This is a genomic window from Paraburkholderia sp. AV2 (assembly GCF_054968425.1).
On record NZ_JBANLK010000006.1, the window covers coordinates 1 to 26,055 of the forward strand.

A 26,055-nucleotide genomic window follows, 5' to 3' on the forward strand; every position below is an offset into this window, starting at 1 on the left:
CCACCACCTCGGTCGCCACGCCCGCTTCCTTCAGACGTACCGCTTCTTCCACCGCAATCTCGTCGAACGGGTTCATCGACATCTTCACATTGGCGATATCGACGCCCGTGCCGTCCGACTTCACACGGACCTTGACGTTGTAATCGACTACGCGCTTGACTGGCACAAGGATTTTCATTCACATGCTCCGAAGTTACGAATACGTCAACCTGGCGGACATTATAGCGAGCGCCTCGCCGTGCGCCTCTGCCGCCCGCACTTTTCACAGCTACCGCTTTTGCGCGACAGCGAACGATCGTGCTATTTTACGGTGGAAAAAACCCGGGCTACAACCCCGGGTTCCGACGAATTTCTCTAAACGGGAGATCCATGGCCTCCCGCCCTGGTTGTCGTTCACTTGTGACTCAGGCGCCGCACGAGCCAGTCGCCGAGCGACTGCACGAGTTGCACGAACACGATCAGGATCACGACGACGATCAGCATGACCTCCGGCTCGAAACGCTGGTAACCGTAGCGGATGCCGAGATCGCCCAGGCCACCGCCGCCGATCGCGCCCGCCATCGCCGAATAGCCGACGAGCGAGATGAACGTGATAGTGAGCCCCGCCACGACGCCGGGCAGCGACTCGGGCAGCAGCACCTTGAAGACGATCTGGCTCGTGCTCGCGCCCATCGCCTGCGCAGCCTCGATGAGACCGCGATCGACTTCGCGCAGCGCCGTTTCGACGAGCCGCGCGATGAATGGCGCGGCGGCAATCGTAAGCGGCACGACCGCGGCTGCCGTGCCGATCGACGACCCCACCACGAGCCGCGTAAACGGAATCACGGCAACGAGCAGGATGATGAACGGCACCGAGCGCACGGCGTTCACGATCGCACCCATTACGCGATTGACGGCGAGACTCTGCAGCACGCCGTCCCGATCGGTCAGATAGAGCAGCACGCCGAGCGGGAGACCGACGGCCGCGCCCACGACGCCCGAGATGCCCACCATGACGAGCGTTTCCCAGAACGACTGGACGAACATGTCGAACATTTCACTCCACATGGGACAGTTCCTCCACCACCACGCCTTGCTCGCGCAGCCAGGCCACGGCCTGCGCCACCCTGGCCGGATCGCCGCCGGCCAGCACCGCGAGCGAGCCGAACGCCTGCCCCTGGATCTCGTCGATCTGGCCATGCAGGATGTTGAAATCGAGTTCGAAGCGGCGAATCGTCTCCGAGAGCACCGGCTGATCCACGCCCGTACCCTTGAAAGCCAGGCGCAGCAGATGGCCGCTGCCCTTCGCGAGCCGTTCGGTCACGCGCGCCTTGAGCGCGGGCGGCAGTTCCTGCGCGATCACGTCGCCGAGCAGCGCGCGCGTCACTTCGTGGCGCGGCTGCAGGAACACGTCGATCACGGGGCCGGTTTCGACCACGCGGCCGGCATCGAGCACGGCAACGCGGTCGCAGACCTGTTTGATCACCTCCATCTGGTGCGTGATCATCACGATCGTGAGGTTCAGCTCGCGATTGATCTTGCGCAGCAGGTCGAGGATCGCCCGCGTGGTTTCAGGGTCGAGCGCGGACGTGGCTTCGTCGGAGAGCAGCACCTTCGGCTTGCTCGCCAGCGCGCGCGCAATGCCCACGCGCTGCTTCTGGCCGCCGCTGATCTGCGACGGGTAGCGATCCTTCTGCGCCGCGAGGCCCACGAGTTCGAGGAGCGGCAGCACCGTCTCCTCGATCTGCGCGCGCTTCATGCCCGCGAGTTCGAGCGGCAGCGCCACGTTGTCGAACACGGTGTGCGACGAGAGCAGATTGAAGTGCTGGAAGATCATGCCGATCTCGCGCCGCGCTTCGCGCAGCGCGGCGGGCGAGAGCGACGTGAGCGTATGGCCGTTGACGACGATATCGCCTTCGGTAGGGCGCGTGAGCAGATTGATGGTGCGCACGAGCGTACTCTTGCCCGCGCCGCTGCGCCCGATGATACCGAACACTTCGCCCGGAGGGATGGTCAGATTGACGTTGTGCAGCGCCTCGATCCAGCCTTGCGGGCCGGCGAAACGCTGGGACACGTTGCGTATTTCGATCATGGAGAAAAACGAAACGGCGGACGTGCCGCGCACCGCACGCCGGAAAGATCGCAGGGATCACCGAAGCGCCGGGCGCCGGCAAACAGCCGCCGTTGCTGGACTGAATTCAACTCGCGATTTTACCCTGGCGGCCGTCATTCCTTTTAATAATTGATTTCGATATTTTCATAACCGGATTGCATTAGAGGAATGCCGCTGCCCCGCGCGAGCCCAACGGGGCGGCGCGGCGGCTATGATCGGGCGGCGCACCGCGCAGACGATACCGACAATAGCCACCGCAAAGGACAAGAAGAGCCATGGAGACAAACCCGCCGTTCGACGCCGCCGCGCGTGATGCCGCACCCGGCGCGACTCCCGAAACCTCGACACTGCATGCGCCCGACGGCGCGACGCTGCCTCTCTACGTCTGGCGCACGACCGCCACGCCGCCGGTGGCCGCGATCGCGCTGCTGCATGGCCTGGCCGAACATGCGGGCCGCTACGCGGCATTCGCTGCCGCCATGAACGCCGCGGGCATCGACGTCTATGCGATCGACCTGCGCGGCCACGGCCGTGCAAGCGGCCCTCGCGCGTGGGTCGCGCACTTCGACGAATACCTGAACGATGCGTATGCCCTCGTCGCCCACGCGGGCGATGCCTGCGCCCGGCAAGGCACCCCGCTCTTCCTGATGGGGCACAGCATGGGCGGCGCCATTGCGGCGCTTTATGCGATCGAACGCGCGCCGCATGGCGGCGTGCCGCTCGCGGGCCTGTTGCTGTCGAGCCCGGCGCTGGCGCCCGGCCGCGACGTACCGTCATGGATGATTGCCGCGAGCCGCGTGATGAGCGCGATCTGGCCGCGCTTTCCCGCAATGAAGATCGATGCTGCCCTGCTCGCGCGCGACGCGCGCGTGGTCGAGGCGAACCGTGCCGACCCGCTCGTCCATCACGGCCCGATTCCGGCGCGTACAGGAGCCGAAGTGCTCAACGCGATGCGGCGTATCGAAGCCGGCCGCGCGGAATTGCGCCTGCCGGTGCTGATCTGGCACGGCACCGCCGACAAGCTCACCGAACCCGACGGCAGCCGCGCGTTCGGCCCCCATGTGGGCTCGCCCGACCGCACGCTCACGCTCTACGAAGGGAATTATCACGAGACGCTCAACGACCTCGAACGCGAACGCGTGATCGACGCCGCGATCGACTGGATAAAGGCGCACAACGCGGGCACGACGGCGGCGCCCGCTGAAGCCTGACCTCACTTCACCCCGCGGCGCTCGATGAAAGCCTGCACGCCATCGAGCGCGGGGTCGGTCATCATGTTGCAGGCCATCGTCTGGCCCGCCAACTGGTACGCGGCCTCGATGCCCATTTCGAGCTGCCGGTAGAAGAGCCCCTTGCCGGCCACGACCGCTTCGCGTGGCTTGGCGCAAATGCTTGCGGCCAGCGCCGTCACCGCCGCGTCGAGTTCTTCCGGCGCAACCACGCGGTTCACGAGCCCCTCGCGCTGTGCAGCGACGGCATCGATGAATTCTCCCGTCATCAGCATCTCGAACGCCGCCTTGCGCGAAACGTTGCGCGTAAGCGGCACCGCGGGCGTCGAGCAGAAGAGACCGAGGTTGATGCCCGATACGGCGAAGCGTGCCGTGTCGGCAGCGACGGCCAGATCGCACATCGCCACGAGCTGGCAGCCGGCCGCCGTCGCGACGCCGTGCACGCGCGCGATCACGGGCTGCGGCATTTTCTGGATCGTCAGCATCAGCTTCGTGCAGCGCGCGAATAGCTGCGCGTAGTACTCGCGCGAAGGGGCCGCCCGCATTTCCTTGAGATCGTGCCCGGCGCAGAACGCGCGGCCCGCACCGGCGATGACGACCACGCGCGCCGGCGACTTTGCCAGCGCCGAAAGCTGTTCCTGCAGCGCGTCGATGAGCGCCTCGGAGAGCGCGTTGAACGCATCGGGCCGGTTCAGCGTGACACGCACGACGCCCGGCACACCCCAGGCATCGTGCGTCACTTCGATTAGCGACGATTCGGCACCGGTGGCCGGGACGGACGGTTGAACGCTCATGCACACTCTCCTTCAGGCTCGATGCGTGTCACGAGGCATGACAAAGCGACACGGCAATACGGCAACACGGCACGGCGATGCGCGGCGATTTCACAGATCGGCGAGCGCGCGCAGATGCGCGACCACGCTGCGCCCGAGCGCCGAGAGGTTATAGCCGCCTTCGAGGCAGCTCACGATGCGCCCCTTCGCATAGCGTTGGGCGATCGCGCGGACCTGCTCGGTGATCCACGCGAAGTCGTCCTCGACGAGGCCCATGTTGCCGAGGTCGTCCTCGCGATGCGCGTCGAAGCCTGCCGAAATGAACAGCATCTCCGGCTTGAATTCGTGCAGGCGCGGCAGCCACATCAGGTCGATGGCCTCGCGCACTTCCATGCCCTTCGTGCGTGCGGCCATCGGCAAGTTGACCATGTTCGGCATCGGGTGATCCGCACCCGAGAACGGGTAGAACGGATGCTGGAAAAAGCTGCACATCAGCACGCGCGAGTCGCCCGCAAAGGCCGCCTCCGTGCCGTTTCCGTGGTGTACGTCGAAATCGATGATCGCGACGCGCTCGAGGCCGTGCACCTCCAGCGCGTGCCGCGCCGCGACCGCGACGTTATTGAAGAAGCAAAAACCCATTGCGCGCGCGGGTTCCGCGTGATGGCCCGGCGGCCGGATGCTGCAGAACGCGTTTTCGTAGCGCCCCGCGATCACGGCGTCGGTGGCGGCAAGCGCCGCGCCCGCGGCGCGCAGCGCAGCCTGCCACGTGTGCGGATTCATCGACGTATCGGGATCGATCTCCGCATACCCTTCTTGCGGTGACGTATTGCGGATGAAGTCGATATGCGCCTGCGTGTGCACGCGCAGCAGCGCTGACACTTCGGCGAGCGGAGCCGACTCGTCGCGCTCGATCAGCGTGTCGATGCGGCCCGCGATCAACTGGTCTTCGATGGCCTGCAGGCGCGCCGGGCATTCGGGATGCCAGTCGCCCATTTCATGCAGCAGGCAGTCTGGGTGCGTAAAGAATCCGGTCGTCATATGTCGTGCTTGCCGCGGCATGCACGTCGCCGCGGGTCTCCATCCTTGGGGCGCGCCGGAAAAGCACGCAATCAGTCATCACGTTACCACAGGGACTCCGTGCGAAAGCGCCGACCCGGCACGCCGGAGCGCCAATTCCGGCGGGGCGCTCGGGTATACTGCCCCGTGCCCCTTTCACTCTTCGCTCCCACCTTTCCGCTTCCCATGACGCTCAAGTCCGCTCTGTCCGCATCCGGCCGCCTGCGCATCACGACTTTCGCCCTCGCGCTCAGCGCCGCGCTGCCGCTGTGGACCGGCACGGCGCGTGCCCAGACGGCAGCGCCACAGGTACCCCAAGCGCCCCAGGCCCCGCTCACCGTCACGCAGGCGCAGCCCCAGGCGCCCACGCAGCAGGGCCAGACGTTCGAAGAGGAAATCATCCCGCAGCGTTATGCGAACAACCCGGATGTCGACGGATTCATCAACGACATGGTGGCGCGCTACGACTTCGACCCGACCGCGCTGCACGCGCTGTTCGCGGGCGTGAGCTATTCGGCGACGGCGGTGAAGCTCGTCACCCCCTCGCCCACGCCGGGCATCAAGAACTGGCGCGTCTACCAGGCGCGCTTTCTCGATCCCGTGCGCATCAATGCGGGCGTGAAGTTCTGGCGCGAAAACGCAGCCACGCTGCAGCGCGCCGCCGACGAGTTCGGCGTGCCGCCGGAGGTGATCGTCGGCATTATCGGCGTCGAGACGATCTACGGCCGCTACATGGGCAACTTCCGCGCGCTCGACGCGCTGACGACGCTTGCGTTCGACTACCCGAACACGCCGAACCGCGCCGACCGCGAAGCAACGTTCCGCAAGAATCTTGAAGACTATCTGGTGTGGACGCGCGGCGCGCAGATCGATCCGACCTCGGTGCTGGGTTCCTACACGGGCGCAATCGGCATTCCGCAGTTCCTGCCGAGCAGCATCGTGCAGTATGCGGTGGACTACGACGGCAATAACCATATCGACCTGCGCACGAGCCCGGCCGACGCAATCGGCAGCGTCGCCAACTATCTGCGGCAGAACGGCTGGGAATCGGGCCGTCCGGTGGTCTGGCAGATCGCCGGCGATGCGGGTAGCCAAGGTATCGCGCAGGCCGCCGCCGACGGGCAGCCGGAACCGCACTGGCCGCTCGAACAGTTGCTGCGCTCGGGGCTAGTGCTCGGCGAGCCGAGCGTGGACATCGCGGCCGAAGCGGGCACGCCGGTCACGGTCGTCGATCTGCCGACGCCGGGGCGGCCCACTCAGTACATGCTCGGGCTGAAGAACTTCTACGTGCTGACGCGTTACAACCGCAGCTTCTTCTATGCGCTTGCGGTGTATCAGTTGGGGATGCGCGTGAAGGCGCAGATGCTGGCGACGCAGCCCGGTGTGGGCAGCGGGCCAGGTAATAGCGGATCGGGTAGCCCGGGTGGATCGGGTGGCCCTGCCGCGCCGGGTATGGCGCCCGCTCCCGGCGATCAGCAGTAAACATCGATCCAGGGGTGGCCCCCCGCTTTTCCTGAGCGGCGCGCCACCCGCGCGTCACGACGCCGCTCAGGCCGGGAACACGCCAGTCGAAAGATAACGGTCGCCACGATCGCAGACAATGAACACGATGGTCGCGTTCTCGACCTGACGTGCAATGCGCATCGCCACCTCGCACGCGCCGCCCGACGATATCCCCGCGAAAATGCCTTCGACGGAAGCGAGGCGCCGCGCCATGGTCTCGGCGGCGGCCTGGCTCACGTTCTCGGTGCGATCGACGCGGCTGCGGTCGAAGATTTTCGGCAGGTATGCCTCCGGCCACTTGCGGATGCCCGGAATGCGCGAACCTTCTTCCGGCTGCGCCCCGACGATCTCGATGGCCGGATTCTTTTCCTTCAGAAACTGCGACGTGCCCATGATCGTGCCGGTCGTGCCCATCGACGACACGAAGTGCGTGATGCGGCCCTCGGTCTCGTTCCAGATTTCCGGACCGGTGGCCTCGTAGTGGGCAAGCGGGTTGTCCGGGTTCGCGAACTGGTCGAGGATGATGCCCTTGCCGTCGCGCTGCATCTGCTCGGCGAGATCGCGCGCGTACTCCATGCCGCCCTTGACCGGCGTGAGCAGGATCTGCGCGCCGTAGGCAGCCATGCTCTGGCGGCGCTCGACCGAGAGATCCTCCGGCATGATGAGCAGCATCTTGTAGCCGCGAATCGCCGCTGCCATCGCGAGCGCGATGCCGGTGTTGCCGCTCGTGGCCTCGATGAGCGTGTCGCCGGGCTTGATGCGGCCGCGCTCTTCCGCCTTGCGGATCATCGAGAGCGCCGGACGATCCTTCACCGAGCCCGCGGGATTGTTGCCCTCCAGCTTGGCCAGGATGACGTTGTTGCGCGCGCGGATGTCGTCGTCCACCAGGCGGACGAGTTGCACGAGGGGCGTGTTGCCGATCGTGTCTTCAATGGTCTTGTATGGCATGGCAGATTGCGTTTCGGGCGCGATGCACAAGGCATGGCGCGTAGGATGTGATCCGTCGATTCTAAACCACGCAGTGGCCTGGCGCTGACGACCCCTGACAGCGGTAGGGGCGAGGCCGCTGTGGTGTGGCGCTGCGATGATTGCACGGTGGCGCAAAAAACCCGCGGCCCGGGCCGCGGGTCAAGGCCACGGGTCGACGTCACCTGAGTGGCCACCTGAAGGGACCGTCAGGCGCTACCGCGCGTAAGCGAAGAACGGGACGGCGGCTACTTCTTGACCGTCACGGCGGCCGCCGGCTGTCCAGGCGGTGCCGCCTTCGCAGTTTGTGCCGACTGACCGTTGCCGTGCGCGGCCTGCGCGCTCGCCGGCCCGACCGACAATCCTTCGGCCTGCAAACGTTCGACCGTATGGCCGCCCATGCCCTTCACGCGCTTGCCGAGGTCGGAGGCGTCCCTGAACGGCCCGTGCGCGCCGCGCTCGTCGAGAATGGCCTTCGCGCGTGCCGGCCCGATGCCCTTGATGCCGCGCAGCGCGTCTTCATTGGCGGTGTTGACGTCGACCGCCGCGAACGCGTGGCCGACTGCGGCAACGAAGAGTGCCGCGGCGAGCAGTTTTCTGAACATGCTGGATCTCCCTTGAAACGACCTGCCGGCGACCGTCGCCGGCAGTGAGAGTCCAGTTTAGGGAGCGGCGGGTGCGAATTACACCTGGCCAGACAGCCAACGCACGTAGCGATCGACGCCTTCCTGCACCGTGAGGAACGGCGCGTCGTAGCCTACTGCGCGCAGTTTCGTCTGATCGGCCTGCGTGAAGCACTGGTACTTGCCGCGCAACGCGTCGGGGAACGGAATGTACTCGATCAAACCTTGCTCCACCTGTTCGCCGAGTGTCAGCGCGTTCTTGCCTTCCATCGCGCGCAACGTGTTGACCACGGTGCTTGCAATGTCGTTGAACGGTTGCGCACGGCCGCTGCCCAGATTGAAAATGCCCGTCTTCCCGGGATGATCGAAGAAGAACAGATTGACCTTCACGACGTCCTCGACCGAGACGAAGTCGCGCGTCTGCTCGCCCGGCGCATAGCCGTTGTACTCGCCGAACAGCTTCACTTTGCCTTCGGCGCGGAACTGGTTGAAGTTGTGGAACGCCACCGACGCCATGCGGCCCTTGTGCGTTTCGCGCGGACCATAGACGTTGAAGTAGCGAAAGCCCGCAATCTGGCTCTGCGCCGTGGGCAGCACGCGGCGGATCACCTGGTCGAACAGGAACTTCGAGTAGCCGTAGACGTTCAGCGGCGCCTCCACCTCGCGATCTTCGACGAAGCGGCTCGAACCGCCGTAGATCGCCGCCGACGAGGCATACAGGAACTGCACGCGCTGCGCGAGGCAGGCGTCGAGCACCGCGCGGCTGTAGCGGAAGTTGTTGTCCATCATGTAGCGGCCGTCGGTCTCCATCGTGTCCGAACAGGCGCCTTCGTGGAATATCGCGCGCACTTTACCGAAGTCGCCGCGCGCGAAGCGCTCGACGAATTCGGTCTTGTCGAGGTAGTCGTCGATTTCGCAATCGACCAGATTTTTGAACTTGTCGGCGCGCGTGAGGTTATCGACGGCGATGATGCGATCCTCGCCGCGCTCGTTGAGCGCCTTGACGATATTGCTGCCGATGAAGCCGGCCGCGCCGGTCACGATAAGAGTCATGGTGTGCCTGCGTCAGCGAAAGAGTTCGTCGTAGTCGACGGTAGCGGTCCCGAGCTTGCCGACCACGATGCCGGCCGCACGGTTCGCGAGCGCGACGCCCTGCACGAGCGGCAGGCCCGCGCCCAGCGCCACGGCCACCGTGGCGATCACCGTGTCGCCGGCGCCCGAAACATCATACACTTCGCGCGCGTCGGCCGCCGCGTGCAGCACGCCGTCGTCGGTGAAGAGCGTCATGCCCTCCTCCGAGCGCGTCAGCAGCAGCGCATCGAACTGCAGCTCTCGGCGCAGCTTCGTCACGCGCGCGAGCAGATCCTCTTCGGACTTCCACGTGCCCACCACCTCGCGCAGCTCGGCGCGGTTCGGCGTGATGACGCTCGCGCCGCGATAGCGCTCCCAGTCGTCGCCCTTCGGGTCGACCAGCACGGCCTTGCCTGCCGCACGCGCCTTCGCGATCATCTGCGTGACGTGCGTGAGGCCGCCCTTCGCGTAGTCGGACATGAGGATCACGTCGTGCGAGGGCAGCAGTGCGTCGAAGCGCGCGAGGCCTGCGAGCAGCACTTCGTGCGCCGGCGTGTTTTCGAAGTCCACACGCAGCAACTGCTGCTGACGCGAAAGCACGCGCAGCTTGATCGTGGTGGGCAACGCAGGATCGCGTTCGAGATGGGCGTTGACGCCGCTTTCGCCGAGCAGTCCGACGATGCGCTCGCCCGGCTCGTCGTGGCCGACCACGCAGAGCAGGCCCGCTTGCGCGCCGAGCGCGGTGGCGTTGCGCGCAACGTTCGCCGCGCCGCCCAGGCGATCCTCCTGGCGCTGCACGTGCACGACCGGCACCGGCGCTTCGGGTGAAATGCGGTTGACGTCGCCGAACCAGTAACGGTCGAGCATCACGTCGCCCACCACGAGCACGCGCGCGGCGGCGAAGCGCTCGCGCGGCACGTGCTCGACGGCAGGCGCGGGCGTCGCGACGCCCTTCTCCGTGGAATCAGACCGTGGGAGTTGCATCGGTTGCGAGCTTGACATGGGGTCGCCCAATCGAATAGTAGTCAATGCCGAGTTCCGCCATCGCGTCCGGCTCGTAGAGATTGCGGCCGTCGAAAATAAACGGCGACTTGAGCACGGACTTCAGGTAGGCGAAGTCCGGCGCCTTGAAAACGGTCCATTCGGTAACGATCACGAGCGCGTCGGCCCCCACGACCGTCTCTTCGGGACCCGTTGCAAACGTCAGCCGCGCGAGCAGTTCCGGCACGTGTGCGAGATCGAGTCCGAACACGCGGCGCGCCTCGTCGGTCGCAACCGGATCGTAGGCCGTCACCGCCGCGCCGCGCGCGAGCAGCTCGGCAATCAGGCGACGGCTCGACGCCTCGCGCATGTCGTCCGTGTTCGGCTTGAATGCGAGCCCCCAGACCGCGAAGCGCCGGCCGGAAAGATCGTCCCCGAATGCGCCGACGATCTTGCGCACCAGCACTTCCTTCTGCCCGTGGTTCACGTCCTCGACGGCTTCGAGAATGCGCAGATTCTGGCCCGATTCCGCTGCGGTGCGGATCAGCGCCTGCACGTCCTTCGGAAAGCACGAGCCGCCGTAGCCGCAGCCGGCATAGAGGAAGTGATAGCCGATGCGCGGATCAGAGCCAATGCCGCGACGCACCGACTCGATATCGGCGCCTACGCGATCGGCGAGGTTGGCCATTTCGTTCATGAACGAAATGCGCGTGGCGAGCATGGCGTTGGCCGCGTACTTCGTGAACTCGGCGGAACGCACGTCCATGTAGATCGTGCGCTCGTGATTGCGGTTGAACGGCGCATAGAGGCGCTTCATCTTCTCGCGCGCGAGGCCGCCGTTCTCGTCTTCGTCGATACCGATGATGATGCGGTCGGGCCGCATGAAGTCGTCGACGGCCGCGCCTTCCTTCAGGAACTCGGGATTCGAGACAACCGAGTAGCGATGCTCCGCGCTGCCCGCCAGGCCGCGCCTCGCGAGTTCCTCGCCGAGCACGGCGTGAACGCGCTGCGCGGTGCCCACGGGCACGGTCGACTTGTCCACGATCACCTTGAAGGCGCTCATGTGGCGGCCGATGTTGCGCGCCGCTTCGAGCACGTATTGCAGGTCGGCGGAGCCGTCCTCGTCGGGCGGCGTCCCCACGGCGATGAACTGCACCTCGCCGTGCGCGACGCTCGCGGCGACGTCGGTGGAAAACGTGATGCGGCCCGCCGCACGGTTGCGCGCAATGAGCTCGAGCAGGCCCGGTTCGTGGATGGGCACGCCACCGCCATTCAGGATGTCGATCTTGCGCGGATCGACGTCGAGGCAGAACACGTCGTGACCGATCTCGGCAAGGCACGCCCCGGTGACGAGGCCGACGTAGCCGGTGCCGACAATGGTGATTTTCATACGCGCTCCGGTGAGAGATTCTGTGTTGTGTTGCGGCGCCGCCCCGCCTGCATACGGCCCGCGGACGAACGCCGGACGCTCAGCTCGACGCGGGGATCGGCTCGACGCGGCGCGGCGCGTAGGTTTCCCAGCCGCTGCACCCCGGGCACTGCCAGTAGAAGAGGCGCGCCCGGAAGCCGCAATTCTGGCACGTGTAGCGTGGCAAATTTTTGGTGCGCTGCTGCAGGAGCGAGCGCATCAACTGGAGCTCGCTGTTGCGCGGCTCCTCTGCCGTGGCCTGCTGCGCTTCGAGCAGACGCGCCATGCCGGCGAGATTCGGTGCCTTCTGCATCTGCGTGCGCGCAAGCGCGTGCGCCGCGTCGCCGCCACGCAGCGCCGCAACGTACTTGTAGGCGACGTCGAGCAGATCGTTCGACGGATACGTATCGACCCACGTGGTCAGCAATTGCGCGCCCTCTTCCGCGCGGCCGAGCGATTCGTAGGCTTTCATGACCTTCTCGGCGACGAGCGGCAGATACGCGGGATTCTGCTCCTCCACGCCGCGCCACCGGTCGAGCGCCGCCTCCCAGTCGCCACCCGCCGCGTCGGCGTCGCCGCCAAGGATCGTCGCGCGCACATTCTGAGGATTCGCCTTGAGCGCGAGCTCGAGCTGGCGCCGCGCTTCGTCGGGCTTCTTCTGCTGTAGCGCTTCCTGCGCCAGCTCGCAATGGAACTGGGCGATTTCGACGTCGAGCGAACCCGCGCCCATGGTTTCGAGCTGGCGCGCGGTATCGATCGAGCGGTTCCAGTCCTTCTCGATGCCGTAGATCGTGAGCAGTGCCCGCTGGGCGCCCAGCGCATAGTCGCCCGATTGCAGCGAGACGAAGGTCTCTTCCGCGCGATCAAGCATGCCCGCCTTCAGATAATCCTGGCCGAGTTCATAGAGCGCGTGATCGCGCTCGTTCACCGGCAGGTCCGGGCGCGAAAGCAGATTCTGGTGCACGCGGATGGCGCGGTCGGTCTCGCCGCGGCGGCGGAACAGGTTGCCGAGCGCGAAGTGCAGCTCGACCGTTTCGGGATCGAGCTTGGCGACTTCGATGAACGCATCGATGGCCTTGTCCGGCTGTTCGTTGAGCAGGAAATTCAGGCCGCGGAAATAGGAGCGCGGCAGGTTGGCGCTTTCGGACAAAAGCGCCTTGAGGTCGTAGCGCGACGCCATCCAGCCGAGCGCGAAAGCGACGGGAATGACGAGAAGCCACCAGAAATCGAGATCCATGCGAGCGACGGTGTAAGCGGGACACAAGCCGCACGCCTTGCGGGCGCACGGCGAAACGATGGCGTCAGATGAGCGGCGGCAGCGGCGGCTCGACAACCGGCGACGGCGTCTCGCGCGCCACCCGCAGATCGCGCTTCAGGCGGCCATTCTCCATACGCAGCCGGAACAGGCCCGGCAGCGCCGAAAGCAGCCCGGCCAGCAACCCCACCACGAAGAATGCGAGGCCGATCAAGATCAGCGGAGCCTGCCACGCGTACCCGGCAAGAAAGTTCAACGTTGTGGTTTGCGTGTTGGCGAGCGCAAGCACGAGCAGCAACACGAATACCAGCACACGGATCACCCAGGCAATCAATCTCATGAAAGAGTCTCTTGGCAGTTGCGAAGAAGGCGCCGGCACCGGCCGCCATGCTGCGCCGCAGCACGAGCCGTGCCGAAGTGACCCGTATTGTAAATGAACGCCTCGCCCATCGGGATGTGCGCTATAGCGCATGTCGCGGGCACGCGGCGAATCCGCAGGCGATACCACCGGGTATGCACAAAAAAAAACGCCGGGGGTCGATAACCCCCGGCGCTTTCCGGTCCTTATATCTGGCCATCTGGCATTGACCGCCGACAACCGCAAGCACCCAAGGGCGACTTACAGATCATCGTCCGGCTCGTCCGCTTTCAGCGGCTCGCCCGCACGCCGGTCCACACGCTCGCGCAATTCCTTGCCCGGCTTGAAGTGCGGCACGAACTTCTCAGGCACCAGCACCTTCTCACCCGACTTCGGGTTGCGTCCCACGCGCGACGGCCGGCGGTTCAGGCCGAAGCTGCCAAAACCGCGAATTTCGATGCGATGGCCCTTGGCAAGCGCCTCGGACATCGCATCGAGCATCGTCTTGACCGCGAAATCCGCATCCTTGAGGACAAGTTGCGGAAATCGCGTAGCCAGCTGCGCGACCAATTCAGATTTGGTCATACTTCAGCTTGCCCCCGTTATGAGGCTTACTGGTTCTGGCCGTCGAGCTTGGCCTTGAGCAGCGCGCCGAGGTTGGTCGTGCCGGTGGCAGCCGAACCCGTGTCCGACGACATGCTGCGCAGCGCTTCCTGCGTTTCAGCCGAGTCCTTCGCCTTGATCGACAGGTTGATGCCACGCGACTTGCGATCGATGTTGATGATCATCGCGTTAACCTTGTCGCCTTCCTTCAGCACGTTGCGAGCATCTTCCACGCGGTCTTGCGCGATTTCCGAAGCACGCAGGTAGCCTTCGACGTCGGCCGTCAGGGTGATAACCGCACCCTTCGCGTCGACCGACTTCACCGTACCGTCGACAGTCGCACCCTTGTCGTTGATGGCAACGAAGTTGCTGAACGGGTCGCCTTCGAGCTGCTTGATGCCGAGCGAAATGCGTTCCTTCTCGACGTCGATGCCCAGAACCACGGCTTCGACTTCGTCGCCCTTCTTGTACTTGCGCACGGCTTCTTCGCCGGTTTCGCTCCACGACAGGTCGGAGAGGTGAACCAGGCCGTCGATGCCGCCAGGCAGACCGATGAAGACGCCGAAGTCGGTGATCGACTTGATCGCGCCTTGCAGCTTGTCGCCCTTCTTGAAGTTGCGGCTGAAGTCATCCCACGGATTCGGCTTGCACTGCTTCATGCCGAGCGAGATGCGGCGGCGGTCTTCGTCGATCTCGAGGACCATGACTTCGACTTCGTCGCCGAGCTGGACAACCTTCGACGGCGCAACGTTCTTGTTGGTCCAGTCCATTTCGGAAACGTGAACCAGGCCTTCGATGCCCGATTCGACTTCGACGAACGCGCCGTAGTCGGTGATGTTCGTGACCTTGCCGAACAGGCGCGTGCCCGACGGGTAACGGCGCGAGATGCCTTCCCACGGATCGTCGCCCAGTTGCTTGATACCGAGCGAAACGCGGTTCTTTTCCTGGTCGAACTTGAGGATCTTCGCGGTGACTTCCTGGCCAACCGAGAGAACTTCGCTCGGGTGACGCACGCGACGCCATGCGATGTCGGTGATGTGCAGCAGGCCGTCGATGCCGCCGAGGTCCACGAACGCGCCGTAGTCGGTGATGTTCTTGACCACGCCGTTGACGATCGCGCCTTCCTTCAGCGTTTCGAGCAGCTTGGCGCGCTCTTCGCCTTGCGTGGCTTCGATCACGGCACGGCGCGACAGCACGACGTTGTTACGCTTGCGGTCGAGCTTGATGACGCGGAATTCGAGGGTCTTGCCTTCGTACGGCGTGGTGTCCTTGACCGGACGCGTGTCGACGAGCGAACCCGGCAGGAACGCGCGGATGCCGTTGACCATGACGGTCATGCCGCCCTTGACCTTGCCCGTGATCGTGCCGGTCACGAGTTCGTTGTTGTCGAGAGCCTTTTCCAGCGACAGCCACGAAGCGAGACGCTTCGCCTTGTCGCGCGACAGGATCGTGTCGCCGTAGCCGTTTTCCAGCGCGTCGATCGCGACGGAAACGAAATCGCCCGCCTGAACCTCCACTTCGCCCTGGTCGTTCAGGAATTCCTCGATGGGAATGTAGGCCTCGGACTTCAGGCCAGCGTTCACGACCACGAAGTTGTGGTCGACGCGCACGACTTCAGCGGAGATGACTTCGCCGGCGCGCATGTCCTGGCGGGTCAGCGACTCTTCGAACAGAGCCGCGAAAGATTCGGTATTCGGGGTGGAGGTTTGCAGGTCGGACATAAAAATCTGAATTTGCAGGGTTTTCGCCGCGGGTTCGACTGCCTGCCGGTCATCTGGACCGGTCCCGCCTTGCTGCCGGAACGCCTGTTCGCGGCACGGATGCGAAAGCCATACGGGGTTAAAGGGTTTAACACACGCTCCGCTCGTGCGGAGCACCACTGCTACTACAACTACGGCTTACGCCTGTTTGCCGTGCCCGTCGTGGTGACGGGCGGGCTGCGATGCTGACGACAGCGTCTGGTACCACTGCACCACCTGTTCGACCGCCTGGTCGATCGAGAGCGCCGAGGTGTCCAGAAGCTTCGCATCTGCTGCGGGCTTGAGCGGCGCGGCCGTGCGACTACTGTCGCGCGCATCGCGTTCACGCAAATCCCGGAGCAAGTCATCCATATTAGCAGAAAATCCCTTCTGGATCAATTGCTTATGCCGGCGGGCCGCGCGGGCCTCGACGCTCGCTGTCAGAAACACCTTCAGAACCGCCTCCGGAAAGATCACGGTACCCATGTCGCGACCGTCCGCGACGAGCCCCGGCAGCTTGCGGAAGGCCCGCTGGCGCGCCACGAGCGCCGCGCGCACCGAAGGATGCGCGGCGATCACCGAGGCCCGGTTGCCGACTTCCTCGGCGCGGATTTCGGTCGAGACATCGACGCCGTCGAGCTGCGCAAGCCCCTCGCGGAACGTGATGTGAAGATCGTCGATCAGCTTTGCAAGGCCGTCCGCGTCGTCGCAGGCAATCGCATAGCGGATGCTGGCGAGCGCCGCGAGCCGGTACAGGGCGCCGCTGTCGAGCAGGTGAAAGCCGAGATGCGCGGCCACGAGCGTGGCCACCGTGCCCTTGCCGGAAGCGGTCGGGCCGTCGATTGCAATGACGGGCGTCGGATAAAAGGGACGGTTTGATTTCATGCTGGCGTTATTAGCAACTGCGAACCACTACGGTGACAACTTCAGTATCGGCGTCAGGGAAAAATAAGGCGTTACGGCTGCGCGAGCGCGAGGAACCGGTCGAAATAGTCGGGGAACGTCTTGCCGACGCATTTCGGGTCGTTGATGCGCACGGGCACGCCGCCGAGACTCACGAGCGAGAAGCACATTGCCATGCGGTGATCGTCGTACGTGTCGATTGCCGCGTTCGGCGTGAGTTGCGCGGGCGGGCGCACGATCAGATAGTCCACGCCCTCCTCCACCTCCGCGCCGACCTTGCGCAGCTCCTTGGCCATCGCCGCGATGCGGTCGGTTTCCTTCACGCGCCAGCTCGCGATATTGCGCAGCGTCGTGGCGCCGTCCGCGAAAAGCGCCGCCACGGCGATCGTCATGGCCGCGTCGGGAATCAGATTGAAGTCCATGTCGATCGGGTCGAGCTTGCCGTGATCGTTGCCGATCCCGCGCACTTCGATCCAGTCGTCGGCCATCGTGACGTTGGCGCCCATGCGGCCGAGCGCGTCGGCAAAGCCGATGTCGCCCTGGATGCTCGCGCGCCCCACGCCCTCCACGCGCAGCGGACCGCCGCCGATGGCGCCCGCGGCGAGGAAATACGACGCGGACGACGCGTCGCCCTCGACCATGATCTTGCCGGGCGACTGATAGCGCACGCCCGCCGGCACTTCGAAGCGGTGCCAGCCGTGGCGCCCGACCTTCACGCCAAAGCGCTCCATGAGCTTGATCGTGATCTCGATATAAGGCTTCGAAATGAGCTCGCCGTCCACCTGCACGACCGTCACGCCGTCCTTGGCGCGCACGAGCGGCAGCGTCATCAGCAGCGCCGTGAGGAACTGGCTCGAAACGTCGCCGCGCACGGTGATCGGCGCATCGACCGAAATCGCCGACGGACGAATGCGCAGCGGCGGAAAGCCTTCGTTCTCCTCGTAATCGATCTTCGCGCCGATCTGGCGCAGGCCGTCCACGAGGTCGCCGATCGGCCGTTCGTGCATGCGCGGTACGCCGTGAATGCGGTAGTCGCCGCCGTTCACCGCGAGCGCCGCCGTGAGCGGACGCACGGCCGTACCCGCGTTGCCGAGGAAGAGATCCGCGCGCACCGCCGTGAATGCGCCGCGCGTGCCCTGCACGACGCAGGTGTCGTCTTCGCGCTTGAGCTTCACGCCGAGCTTTTCGAGCGCGTCGAGCATGACCCGCGTGTCGTCGGAGTCGAGCAGATTCGTGATCGTGGTCTCGCCTTCGGCCAGCGCCGCGAGCAGCAGCACGCGGTTCGAGATGCTCTTCGAGCCGGGCAGGCGGACGGTGCCGGACGCACGGGAGAAAGGTCCGAGATCGAGGTAGTCCATGGGTGTGTCCTGAGAATTCGGTCGGGCGCGAGGGCGCGGCGGGTCTGTCGGCTGATCTTTCGGCTTACTTGTCCGGTGCGGCCTCGGCAGCGCGCTTGCCGCCGCGCTCCTGCCACGCGCTGCGCGCCGCGCGCGAGCGCGCGAACACCGTTTCGAGGGCGGCGCCGTCGCCGGTGTCGATGGCTGCGCGCAGCTTCGCCAGCACTTCGGTGTAGGCGTCGAGCTCGGCGAGCAACGCCGCGCGGTTCGCGAGGCAGACGTCGCGCCACATCTCCGGGCTCGACGCGGCAATACGCGTGAAATCGCGAAAGCCTCCGGCAGCGAACGAAAATTTGAGCTCGGCATCGGGCGACGCGAGGATCTGGTCCACGAGGGCGAACGACAGCACGTGCGGCAGATGGCTCACCGAGGCGAACACGCGATCATGCTGCGCAGCGCTCATCGTGCCGATCACGGCCCCCGTCGCGCGCCACATCGCGGCGATGCGCTCGACCGCTTCCGGCGCGTTCTCCGCGAGCGGGCACAGCACCACGTTGCGGCCGACATAGAGATCGGGCAGCGCGGCCTCCACGCCGCTCGACTCGCGGCCCGCAATCGGGTGAGCCGGCACGAACTGCGCGATACGCGCGCCGAGCGCCGCGCGCGCGGCCTCGATCACGTCGCTCTTGGTGCTGCCCGCATCAGTGATGAGCGTCTCGTCTTCGAGATGCGGCGCGATGCGCTCGAACAACGCGCGCATCTGCGCGACAGGCGCAGCCAGCAGCACGACGTCGGCGCCCTTGAGCGCTTCGGCCAGCGCCGCATCGTCGTCGAGCGTGGCGGCCGCATCGATCACGCCCAGTTCGAGCGCGCGCTCGACCGAATGCAGACGCCGCCCCACGCCAATCACGCGGCCCGCATGGAGGCCGCCGGCACCGCGCTCGCGCAGCCCGCGAGCGAGCGACCCGCCGATCAGGCCGACACCGAAAATCACCAGTTTGTTGAAGGAAAACACGCTCACGACATCACCGGAAAAACGAAAACATACGCGTCGCTCACACGAGCGCGCGTTCAAGCGCCGCGAGGAAGGCCACGTTCTCCTCGGGCAGGCCGATCGTCACGCGCAGCCACTGCGGCAGGCCATAGTTGCCGACCGGACGCACGATCACGCCCTGCCTGAGCAAGGCGAGATTCACCCGGTCGCCCGCGCCGTCTTCATTGCCTACGCGCACGAGCACGAAGTTACCGTCCGACGGCACGTATTCGAGCTTGAGGCGTTCGAAAGCGGCCGTCAGCAGGCGATACCCTTCGGCGTTGAGCGCGGCGCTCTTTTCGAGGAACGCGGTGTCGCCGAGTGCGGCAACAGCCGCAGCCTGCGCGAGCGTATTCACGTTGAACGGCTGACGCAAACGGTTCAGCAGATCGGTCAGCTCCGGCTGCGCAATCGCGAAGCCGATGCGCAGACCGGCGAGCCCGTACGCCTTCGAGAACGTGCGCGACACGAGCAGGTTCGGATAGCGGCGCACCCAGGCAATCGAGTCGTAACGCTTGCCGGCGGCAAGATACTCCGTGTAGGCCTCGTCGAGCACGACCACCACATGGCTCGGCACCTTCGCGATGAAGGCCTCGAGCGTCGCGCCGTCGATGAACGTGCCGGTCGGGTTGTTCGGATTGGCGACGAAGACGAGGCGCGTGTCGTCGGCAATCGCCGCGAGCATCGCGTCGAGATCGTGGCCATGATGGACGGCCGGCGTCACGAGATGCCTTGCACCGAGGCCCTGCGCGGCGAGCGCATAGACCGCGAACGAGTACTGCGAATAGACGATCGACTGCCCCCGCTCGACGAACGCACGCGCCGCGAGTTCAAGGATGTCGTTGCTGCCGTTGCCGAGCGTGATCCATTCGGGCGGCACGTCGTAGCGCGCGGCGAGCGCGGCCTTCAGTTCGAACGCGTTCGAATCGGGATAACGGCCCAGCTCGCACGCGGCCTGCGCGATTGCGCGTTGCGCCGACTCGGGCATGCCGAGCGGGTTCTCGTTCGAGGCGAGCTTCACGATGCGCGCCTCGTCGAGCCCGAACTCGCGCGCCACTTCCGAAATCGGCCTGCCCGCAACGTAGGGCGCGATCGCGCGCACGTAGTTCGGGCCGAATTGCGATGTCATGCAGGGTCTCCTTCAGCAGTTCCTGGCGGACGGCCTGGCAGCCGCCCGACCACGTTTTCAGCGCGAGCGCGGATACGAACCCAGGATCTTCAGATACGCGGCCTTCTTGCCGAGATCGTCGAGCGCGCCGGCCACGGCGGGATCGTCGCGATGGCCCTCGAAGTCGATATAGAAGTAGTACTCCCACGTACCGACACGCGCCGGACGCGACTCGAAGCGCGTCATCGACACGCCGTGGCGCGCGAGCGGTTCGAGCAGCTTGTAGACGGCGCCCGGCTCGTTCTTCACCGAAACGATCATCGACGTCTGGTCGTTGCCCGTCGGGCCCGCCGGCTGCTTGCCGATCACGACGAAGCGCGTGCGATTGTGCGGATCGTCCTGGATCAGCGCATTCGCGATCAGGAGGCCGTAATGGGTGGCCGCCCGCTCGCCGGCAATGGCGGCGACCGTCGGGTCGGCGCCGGCAAGACGCGCCGCCTCCGCGTTGCTCGCCACGGCCTGGCGTTCCAGGTGCGGTGCGTGCGCCGTGAGCCAGTGCTGGCACTGCGCGAGCGCTTGCGGATGCGCGCACACGCGCGTCACGCCCGCCAGCTTGCCGCTTTGCGTCATCAGGTTGTGCTCGATCGGCAGCGCGATTTCCCCGCCGATCACGAGCTGCGTCTCGAGAAACAGGTCGAGCGAGCGCGACACGGCGCCTTCGCTCGAATTCTCGACCGGCACCACGCCGAACTCGGAGGCCCCGGCCTCGACCGAGCGGAACACCTCGTCGATCGACGGACACGGCAAGCCTTCGATCGACTGGCCGAAGTACGCGTGCATCGCCTGCTCGCTATAGGTGCCGACCGGCCCGAGATAGGCCGCGGTGATCGTCTTTTCGAGCGAGCGGCTCGCGGCCATGATCTCGCGCCAGATCGCGCTGATGTGCTCGTTGCCGAGCGGCCCTGCGCTCAGTCCCTGCAGGCGCGCGATCACCTGCAGCTCGCGCTCCGGGCGGAACACCGGCGCGTTGTAGTGCTTCTTGACCTCGCCCACTTCGAGCGCCACCGCCGCGCGCTGGTTGAGCAGCGCGATCAGTTGCGCATCGATCGCGTCGATACGTTCGCGCAGCGGCTTGAGTTTGGAATTGAGTTCGTCGTCCATGCGTGAGACCGGCAATCTGAAAGGAGGCGCACGCGCGAGCCGCGCATAGTTAGATACTAAATGCGGCGCTCATGCGTGCTTCGCTTCGAATTCCTTCATGTACTCGACCAGCGCTTTCACTGCTTCGAGCGGCACCGCGTTGTAAATCGACGCCCGCATGCCGCCGACGGACTTGTGGCCCTTCAGCTGCAACAGCCCACGCGCCTTCGCGCCGGCAAGGAAATCTTCGTTACGTGATTCGTCGGCGAGGAAGAACGGTACGTTCATCCGCGAGCGCGCGCGGCGCTCCACCTTGTTGATGTAGAAGCCGCTCGCGTCGATCGTGTCGTAGAGCAGCTTCGCTTTTTCGATGTTGCGCGCTTCGATGGCGGTGAGGCCACCCTGGCGCTTGAGCCACTTGAACACGAGCCCGGCGATGTAGATCGCATAGGTGGGCGGCGTGTTGAACATGGAGTTGTTCGCGGCAACCGTCTTCCATTCGAACGCGGACGGGCAGATCGACATCGCGCGGTCGAGCAGATCCTCGCGCACGATCACGACCGTCACGCCGGCCATGCCGATGTTCTTCTGCGCGCCGCCGTAGAGCACGCCGTACTTGGCGATGTCCATCGGGCGCGAGAGGATGTGCGACGAAGCGTCGGCCACGAGCGGAATGTCGCCGAGATCGGGGATCTCGAAGGTCTCGACGCCGTCGATCGTCTCGTTCGTGCACAAATGGACGTAAGCGGGATCGTCCGAAAGCTTCCACTCGTTCGCGGACGGCGCATGCGTGAAGCCCGCCTCGGTCCGCCCGCTGGCCGCGATGTGCGACGCGCCGTACTTGAGCGCCTCCTTCTGCGACTTCTGCGACCAGGCGCCGGTGACCACGAAGTCGGCGCGCGGCTTCACCCCGAACAGGTTCAGCGGCACGATCGCGTTCTCGCCAATGCCGCCACCTTGCAAGAACAGGATGTGGTGGCTCGCCGGGACTTCCATCAACTCGCGCAGGTCGAGCAGCGCCTCGCTGTGGATCTGCATGAACTCGGGGCCGCGATGGCTCATTTCCATCACGCTCATGCCGCTACCGTGCCAGTCGAGCATTTCGTCGGCGGCCTGGCGCAGCACTTCTTCGGGCATGGCCGCAGGTCCGGCGGAGAAGTTGAAGACGCGCATCGTTAAAGGACCCCGGGGAGGCAGGCGCGGCGGTATCACGGTGGCATAAAAGGCACCGGAAAAACGCGCCCGAAATGAAAAATGGTTGCTTGCGCTCACGCGCAAACAACCATTATCGCACTGTCAGCTGGAACCCGCCAACGCGAGCCCGGCAGCCAGCGGCGCCGGTATGCCTGACTTACTTGGCCTTGGCGGCGTTGGCGACTTCCTGGTCAGCCTGCTGACGCGTTGCCTTGATCGACTGCGGCATGTACTTCTGCATCAGGCCGTTCACGACGTCGCGGCCCACCTGGTCTTGCACCTGGATGAACTTGCGGCCGGTCGGGCTGCGGTAGAACGTCGTCAGGTCCTTGATTTCCTGCGTGCTGTAGTACTTCGCGTAAGCGTCGTACTGAGCTTGCATGGCATCTTGCTGGAACGCGGGGGTCGCGAAGACCTGGCCTGCCGAGTCAACCAGCTTCGGCACGGCATTCTTCTGCAGCCCCGGGACGGAAGCCTGCTTCTGCTTGTCCGTCATCGTCTTGTTTTCCGTCAGCGCGTCCGACAGGATCGCCGGGACGAGTTGCTTGGCCTGCATCTGCGCGCTGTTGCCGATTGCGCCGACGAGCTTCTGCGCGTCGATCGCGTCGAGCAGGTCCTTGATCGCGGCTTGCTTTGCCGGATCGATCGGTGCTGCGGCAGCGGCCGGTGCAGACTGGTCGGGCGCCTGGTTCTGGAGCGCCTGAGCCATCGCAAACGTCGGCACGAGAGCGGCCAGCAACAAAACCTGCTTGAATCGTTTTTGCATCATTACTCCCTTAGAGAAATTAGTCGAACTGCCTGCCAGACGGACCATTCAGGGACAAACTCAGACCCGCGCGGCACCGTCTTCACTCGAAGACGGTCGCCCGCAGCCGGATCCGCCCGGCACCATTTCAGGACCTTCCTGCGCTGGCCCGCCCGCATCTCGCGGACCGTCGCTTTGCATCACGCCTGCTTACTCCTGGCTTTCACCCTCGCCCGGCTCGGCATCACCCGCTTCGCCTTCCCCGTCGGCCTCTGCGACCTGCTGCAGGCCGGAGAGTTTCGTGCCTTCGTCAAGGCTGATGAGTGTAACACCTTGCGTCGCGCGGCCCATTTCGCGTATCTCGGAAACACGCGTGCGAATCAGCACGCCTGTCGTCGTGATCAGCATGATCTGGGCTTCCGGGTCCACGAGCGTCGCTGCGACCACCTTGCCGTTGCGCTCCGACGTCTGGATCGCGATCATCCCCTTCGTACCGCGCCCGTGGCGCGTGTACTCGGTGATCGGGGTGCGCTTGCCGTAGCCGTTCTCGGTTGCGGTGAGCACCGACTGCTGCTCGTCGCCCGCCACGAGGAGCGCGATGACCTGCTGACTCTCTTCGAGCTGCATGCCGCGCACGCCGCGCGCTTCGCGGCCCATCGGGCGCACGTCGTTCTCGTCGAAGCGCACGGCCTTGCCGGCGTCGGAGAACAGCATGACGTCGTGTTCGCCGTCGGTGATGGCCGCGCCGATCAGGTAATCGCCGTCATCGAGGCCGACCGCAATAATACCCTTGCGCAACGGGCGGCTGAAGGCCTCGAGCGGCGTCTTCTTCACGGTACCGAGCGCGGTCGCCATGAAGACGTACTTGTCGGCCGAAAACTCCTTGACCGGCAAGACAACCGTAATCTTTTCACCGTCCTGGAGCGGGAACATGTTGACGATCGGCCGGCCGCGCGAGTTGCGCGAGCCCTGCGGCACTTCGTAGACCTTCACCCAGTAGACGCGCCCGCGATTCGAGAAGCACAGGATGTGGTCGTGGGTGTTGGCGATGAAGAGCGTGTCGATCCAGTCGTCGTCCTTCATCGAGGTGGCCTGCTTGCCGCGACCTCCGCGCTTCTGGGCGCGATATTCGGACAACGGCTGCGATTTCACGTAACCCGCGTGCGACATGGTCACGACCATGTCCTGCGGCGTGATCAGGTCCTCAGTGTTGAGCTCGGTCGCGTTCATCTCGATCTTCGAACGGCGTTCGTCGCCGAATTCGCTCTTGATCGCGGTGAGTTCGTCGGAGATCATGACCGTTACGCGCTCGGGGCGTGCAAGAATGTCGAGCAGGTCGGCAATCTGGGCCATCACGTCGCGGTACTCGCCGATGATCTTGTCCTGCTCCAGCCCCGTTAGGCGCTGCAGACGCATCTGCAGGATTTCCTGCGCCTGGGTATCGGACAGACGATAGAGACCGTCGCCCTGCATGCCGTACTGCGGGTTCAACCCTTCCGGGCGATACGCCTCGCGGCCGCCCGCCGCCGAGTTTTCGGTCTCGGCGCGCGCGAGCATTTCGCGCACGAGGGACGAATCCCACGAGCGGTTCATGAGTTCCTGCTTCGCGATAGGCGGCGTAGGCGCGGCCTTGATGAGCGCAATGAACTCGTCGATGTTCGCGAGCGCGACGGCGAGGCCTTCCAGCACGTGGCCGCGTTCGCGCGCCTTGCGCAGTTCGTATACAGTGCGCCGCGTCAGCACCTCGCGGCGGTGCGACAGGAAATGCTCGAGCATTTCCCTCAGGTTCAGCAGCTTCGGCTGGTTGTCTACCAGCGCGACCATGTTCATGCCGAACGTGTCCTGCAGCTGCGTCGCCTTGTACAGATTGTTGAGGATAACCTCGGGCACTTCGCCGCGCTTGAGCTCGATCACGACGCGCATGCCGCTCTTGTCGGATTCGTCGCGAATATCGGAAATGCCTTCGAGCTTCTTCTCGTTGACGAGTTCGGCGATACGTTCCAGCAGCGACCGCTTGTTCACCTGGTACGGCAGTTCGTCGACGATGATCGCCATGCGCTGACCGCGATCGATTTCCTCGAAGTGCGTGGCCGCGCGCATCACCACCCGGCCACGGCCGGTGCGATAACCGTCGCGCACGCCGGAGACACCGTAGATGATGCCGGCGGTCGGAAAATCGGGCGCCGGAATGATTTCGATGAGTTCGTCGATCGACGCCTGCGGATTCTTCAGAAGATGCTGACAAGCATCGACGACTTCGTTCAGGTTGTGCGGCGGAATGTTCGTGGCCATGCCGACCGCGATCCCCGACGAACCGTTGATGAGCAGGTTCGGGATGCGCGCGGGCAGGATCAGCGGTTCGCTTTCGCTGCCGTCGTAGTTCGGCCCAAAATCGACCGTTTCCTTGTCGATGTCGGCCAGCAGTTCGTGACCGATCTTCGCCATGCGGATTTCGGTGTACCGCATCGCGGCGGCATTGTCGCCGTCGATCGAACCGAAATTACCCTGGCCGTCCACCAGCATGTAGCGCAGCGAAAAATTCTGCGCCATGCGGACGATCGTGTCGTAGACAGCCGTGTCGCCGTGGGGATGGTATTTACCGATGACGTCGCCGACGATACGCGCCGACTTCTTGTAGGCGCGGTTCCAGTCGTTGTTCAGTTCGTGCATCGCGTAGAGCACGCGCCGGTGCACGGGCTTGAGGCCGTCGCGAACATCCGGGAGCGCCCGCCCGACAATCACGCTCATCGCGTAGTCGAGATACGAGCGGCGCATTTCCTCCTCGAGGGAGATAGGCAGAGTCTCTTTGGCGAATTGATCCATTATCGATGTCGTATACAGGCACACGCGAGGCACGCGCGATGCTACCCGGAGGCAGCAACGCAAAAGCGCACCCTGCTGTCGCATGGACGCCGCGGACGCAGCGCATCACGCGATT

23 protein-coding genes and 1 pseudogene are annotated in these 26,055 nt (G+C 65.1%); 2 read left to right on the top strand and 22 right to left on the bottom strand.

Translation table 11 applies throughout. The features are described 5' to 3' along the window. The 3 genes and pseudogenes from V8683_RS06335 to V8683_RS06345 form a co-directional block, all read right to left on the bottom strand. Positions 1-178, bottom strand: a pseudogene (locus V8683_RS06335) (electron transfer flavoprotein subunit beta/FixA family protein); the annotation flags it as partial. Between the two features lie 215 nt (positions 179-393). Continuing rightward, positions 394-1,047 carry a methionine ABC transporter permease gene (locus V8683_RS06340; protein ID WP_411188941.1) on the bottom strand — a complete coding sequence of 218 codons (654 nt, stop codon included), beginning with the start codon at positions 1,045-1,047 and terminating at the stop codon, positions 394-396. Further along, a complete protein-coding gene (locus tag V8683_RS06345; protein WP_411188940.1) occupies positions 1,037-2,071 on the bottom strand; it encodes a methionine ABC transporter ATP-binding protein in 1,035 nt (344 codons plus the stop codon). The genes V8683_RS06340 and V8683_RS06345 overlap by 11 nt, the downstream gene beginning before the upstream one ends. A gap of 368 nt (positions 2,072-2,439) precedes the next feature. Between V8683_RS06345 and V8683_RS06350 the strand changes: the two genes are divergently transcribed. Further along, on the top strand, positions 2,440-3,303 hold the full coding sequence (locus V8683_RS06350; protein ID WP_411190508.1) for an alpha/beta hydrolase: 864 nt from the start codon (positions 2,440-2,442) through the stop codon (positions 3,301-3,303). A gap of 2 nt (positions 3,304-3,305) precedes the next feature. Here the strand turns inward: V8683_RS06350 and V8683_RS06355 are convergent, their stop codons facing one another. Further along, positions 3,306-4,115, bottom strand: coding sequence for an enoyl-CoA hydratase (locus V8683_RS06355; protein ID WP_411188939.1), 810 nt, complete (start codon positions 4,113-4,115; stop codon positions 3,306-3,308). Between the two features lie 90 nt (positions 4,116-4,205). Beyond that, entirely contained in the window at positions 4,206-5,132 is a 927-nt protein-coding gene (locus V8683_RS06360; protein ID WP_411188938.1) for a histone deacetylase family protein, read from the bottom strand. A 204-nt stretch (positions 5,133-5,336) separates the two neighbouring features. Here V8683_RS06360 and mltB point away from each other — a divergent pair, with 204 nt between their 5' ends. Then, complete coding sequence (gene mltB, locus V8683_RS06365) at positions 5,337-6,632, top strand: lytic murein transglycosylase B (protein WP_411188937.1); 1,296 nt, start codon at positions 5,337-5,339, stop codon at positions 6,630-6,632. Between the two features lie 66 nt (positions 6,633-6,698). On the opposite strand, the gene cysM is transcribed toward mltB, so the two are convergent. The 17 genes from cysM to gyrA form a co-directional block, all read right to left on the bottom strand. Next, positions 6,699-7,601, bottom strand: a complete 903-nt coding sequence (cysM, locus tag V8683_RS06370) for a cysteine synthase CysM (RefSeq protein ID WP_411188936.1) — start codon at positions 7,599-7,601, stop codon at positions 6,699-6,701. 266 nt (positions 7,602-7,867) lie between these two features. After that, complete coding sequence (locus V8683_RS06375) at positions 7,868-8,224, bottom strand: ComEA family DNA-binding protein (protein ID WP_411188935.1); 357 nt, start codon at positions 8,222-8,224, stop codon at positions 7,868-7,870. A 78-nt stretch (positions 8,225-8,302) separates the two neighbouring features. Further along, complete coding sequence (gene rfaD / locus V8683_RS06380; protein WP_411188934.1) at positions 8,303-9,295, bottom strand: ADP-glyceromanno-heptose 6-epimerase; 993 nt, start codon at positions 9,293-9,295, stop codon at positions 8,303-8,305. A 12-nt stretch (positions 9,296-9,307) separates the two neighbouring features. Further along, a complete protein-coding gene (rfaE1, locus tag V8683_RS06385; RefSeq protein ID WP_411188932.1) occupies positions 9,308-10,315 on the bottom strand; it encodes a D-glycero-beta-D-manno-heptose-7-phosphate kinase in 1,008 nt (335 codons plus the stop codon). Beyond that, positions 10,278-11,684 carry a UDP-glucose dehydrogenase family protein gene (locus V8683_RS06390; RefSeq protein ID WP_411188931.1) on the bottom strand — a complete coding sequence of 469 codons (1,407 nt, stop codon included), beginning with the start codon at positions 11,682-11,684 and terminating at the stop codon, positions 10,278-10,280. The genes rfaE1 and V8683_RS06390 overlap by 38 nt, the downstream gene beginning before the upstream one ends. 79 nt (positions 11,685-11,763) lie before the next feature. Continuing rightward, the gene (lapB, locus tag V8683_RS06395; RefSeq protein WP_411188930.1) at positions 11,764-12,939 is read right to left on the bottom strand and encodes a lipopolysaccharide assembly protein LapB; all 1,176 of its coding nucleotides are present in this window, start codon (positions 12,937-12,939) and stop codon (positions 11,764-11,766) included. A gap of 64 nt (positions 12,940-13,003) precedes the next feature. Further along, positions 13,004-13,297 carry a lipopolysaccharide assembly protein LapA domain-containing protein gene (locus V8683_RS06400; RefSeq protein ID WP_411188929.1) on the bottom strand — a complete coding sequence of 98 codons (294 nt, stop codon included), beginning with the start codon at positions 13,295-13,297 and terminating at the stop codon, positions 13,004-13,006. Between the two features lie 279 nt (positions 13,298-13,576). Beyond that, positions 13,577-13,900, bottom strand: coding sequence for an integration host factor subunit beta (locus V8683_RS06405; protein ID WP_411188928.1), 324 nt, complete (start codon positions 13,898-13,900; stop codon positions 13,577-13,579). A 26-nt stretch (positions 13,901-13,926) separates the two neighbouring features. Beyond that, complete coding sequence (gene rpsA / locus V8683_RS06410; RefSeq protein ID WP_411190507.1) at positions 13,927-15,657, bottom strand: 30S ribosomal protein S1; 1,731 nt, start codon at positions 15,655-15,657, stop codon at positions 13,927-13,929. Between the two features lie 159 nt (positions 15,658-15,816). After that, a complete protein-coding gene (gene cmk, locus V8683_RS06415; RefSeq protein WP_411188927.1) occupies positions 15,817-16,542 on the bottom strand; it encodes a (d)CMP kinase in 726 nt (241 codons plus the stop codon). A gap of 71 nt (positions 16,543-16,613) precedes the next feature. Further along, complete coding sequence (aroA, locus tag V8683_RS06420) at positions 16,614-17,918, bottom strand: 3-phosphoshikimate 1-carboxyvinyltransferase (RefSeq protein ID WP_411188926.1); 1,305 nt, start codon at positions 17,916-17,918, stop codon at positions 16,614-16,616. Between the two features lie 64 nt (positions 17,919-17,982). Continuing rightward, positions 17,983-18,918: a prephenate dehydrogenase gene (locus tag V8683_RS06425; RefSeq protein ID WP_411188925.1), complete on the bottom strand. Its 936-nt coding sequence runs from the start codon at positions 18,916-18,918 to the stop codon at positions 17,983-17,985. Positions 18,919-18,952: 34 nt separating this feature from the next. Beyond that, entirely contained in the window at positions 18,953-20,059 is a 1,107-nt protein-coding gene (hisC, locus tag V8683_RS06430) for a histidinol-phosphate transaminase (protein WP_411188924.1), read from the bottom strand. A gap of 57 nt (positions 20,060-20,116) precedes the next feature. Further along, positions 20,117-21,199, bottom strand: coding sequence for a prephenate dehydratase (gene pheA / locus V8683_RS06435; RefSeq protein ID WP_411188923.1), 1,083 nt, complete (start codon positions 21,197-21,199; stop codon positions 20,117-20,119). Between the two features lie 69 nt (positions 21,200-21,268). Then, entirely contained in the window at positions 21,269-22,351 is a 1,083-nt protein-coding gene (gene serC / locus V8683_RS06440) for a 3-phosphoserine/phosphohydroxythreonine transaminase (RefSeq protein ID WP_411188922.1), read from the bottom strand. A gap of 178 nt (positions 22,352-22,529) precedes the next feature. After that, on the bottom strand, positions 22,530-23,138 hold the full coding sequence (locus V8683_RS06445) for a DUF2059 domain-containing protein (protein ID WP_411188921.1): 609 nt from the start codon (positions 23,136-23,138) through the stop codon (positions 22,530-22,532). A gap of 189 nt (positions 23,139-23,327) precedes the next feature. Beyond that, positions 23,328-25,940, bottom strand: coding sequence for a DNA gyrase subunit A (gene gyrA / locus V8683_RS06450; RefSeq protein ID WP_411188920.1), 2,613 nt, complete (start codon positions 25,938-25,940; stop codon positions 23,328-23,330). Positions 25,941-26,055 lie beyond the last annotated feature (115 nt).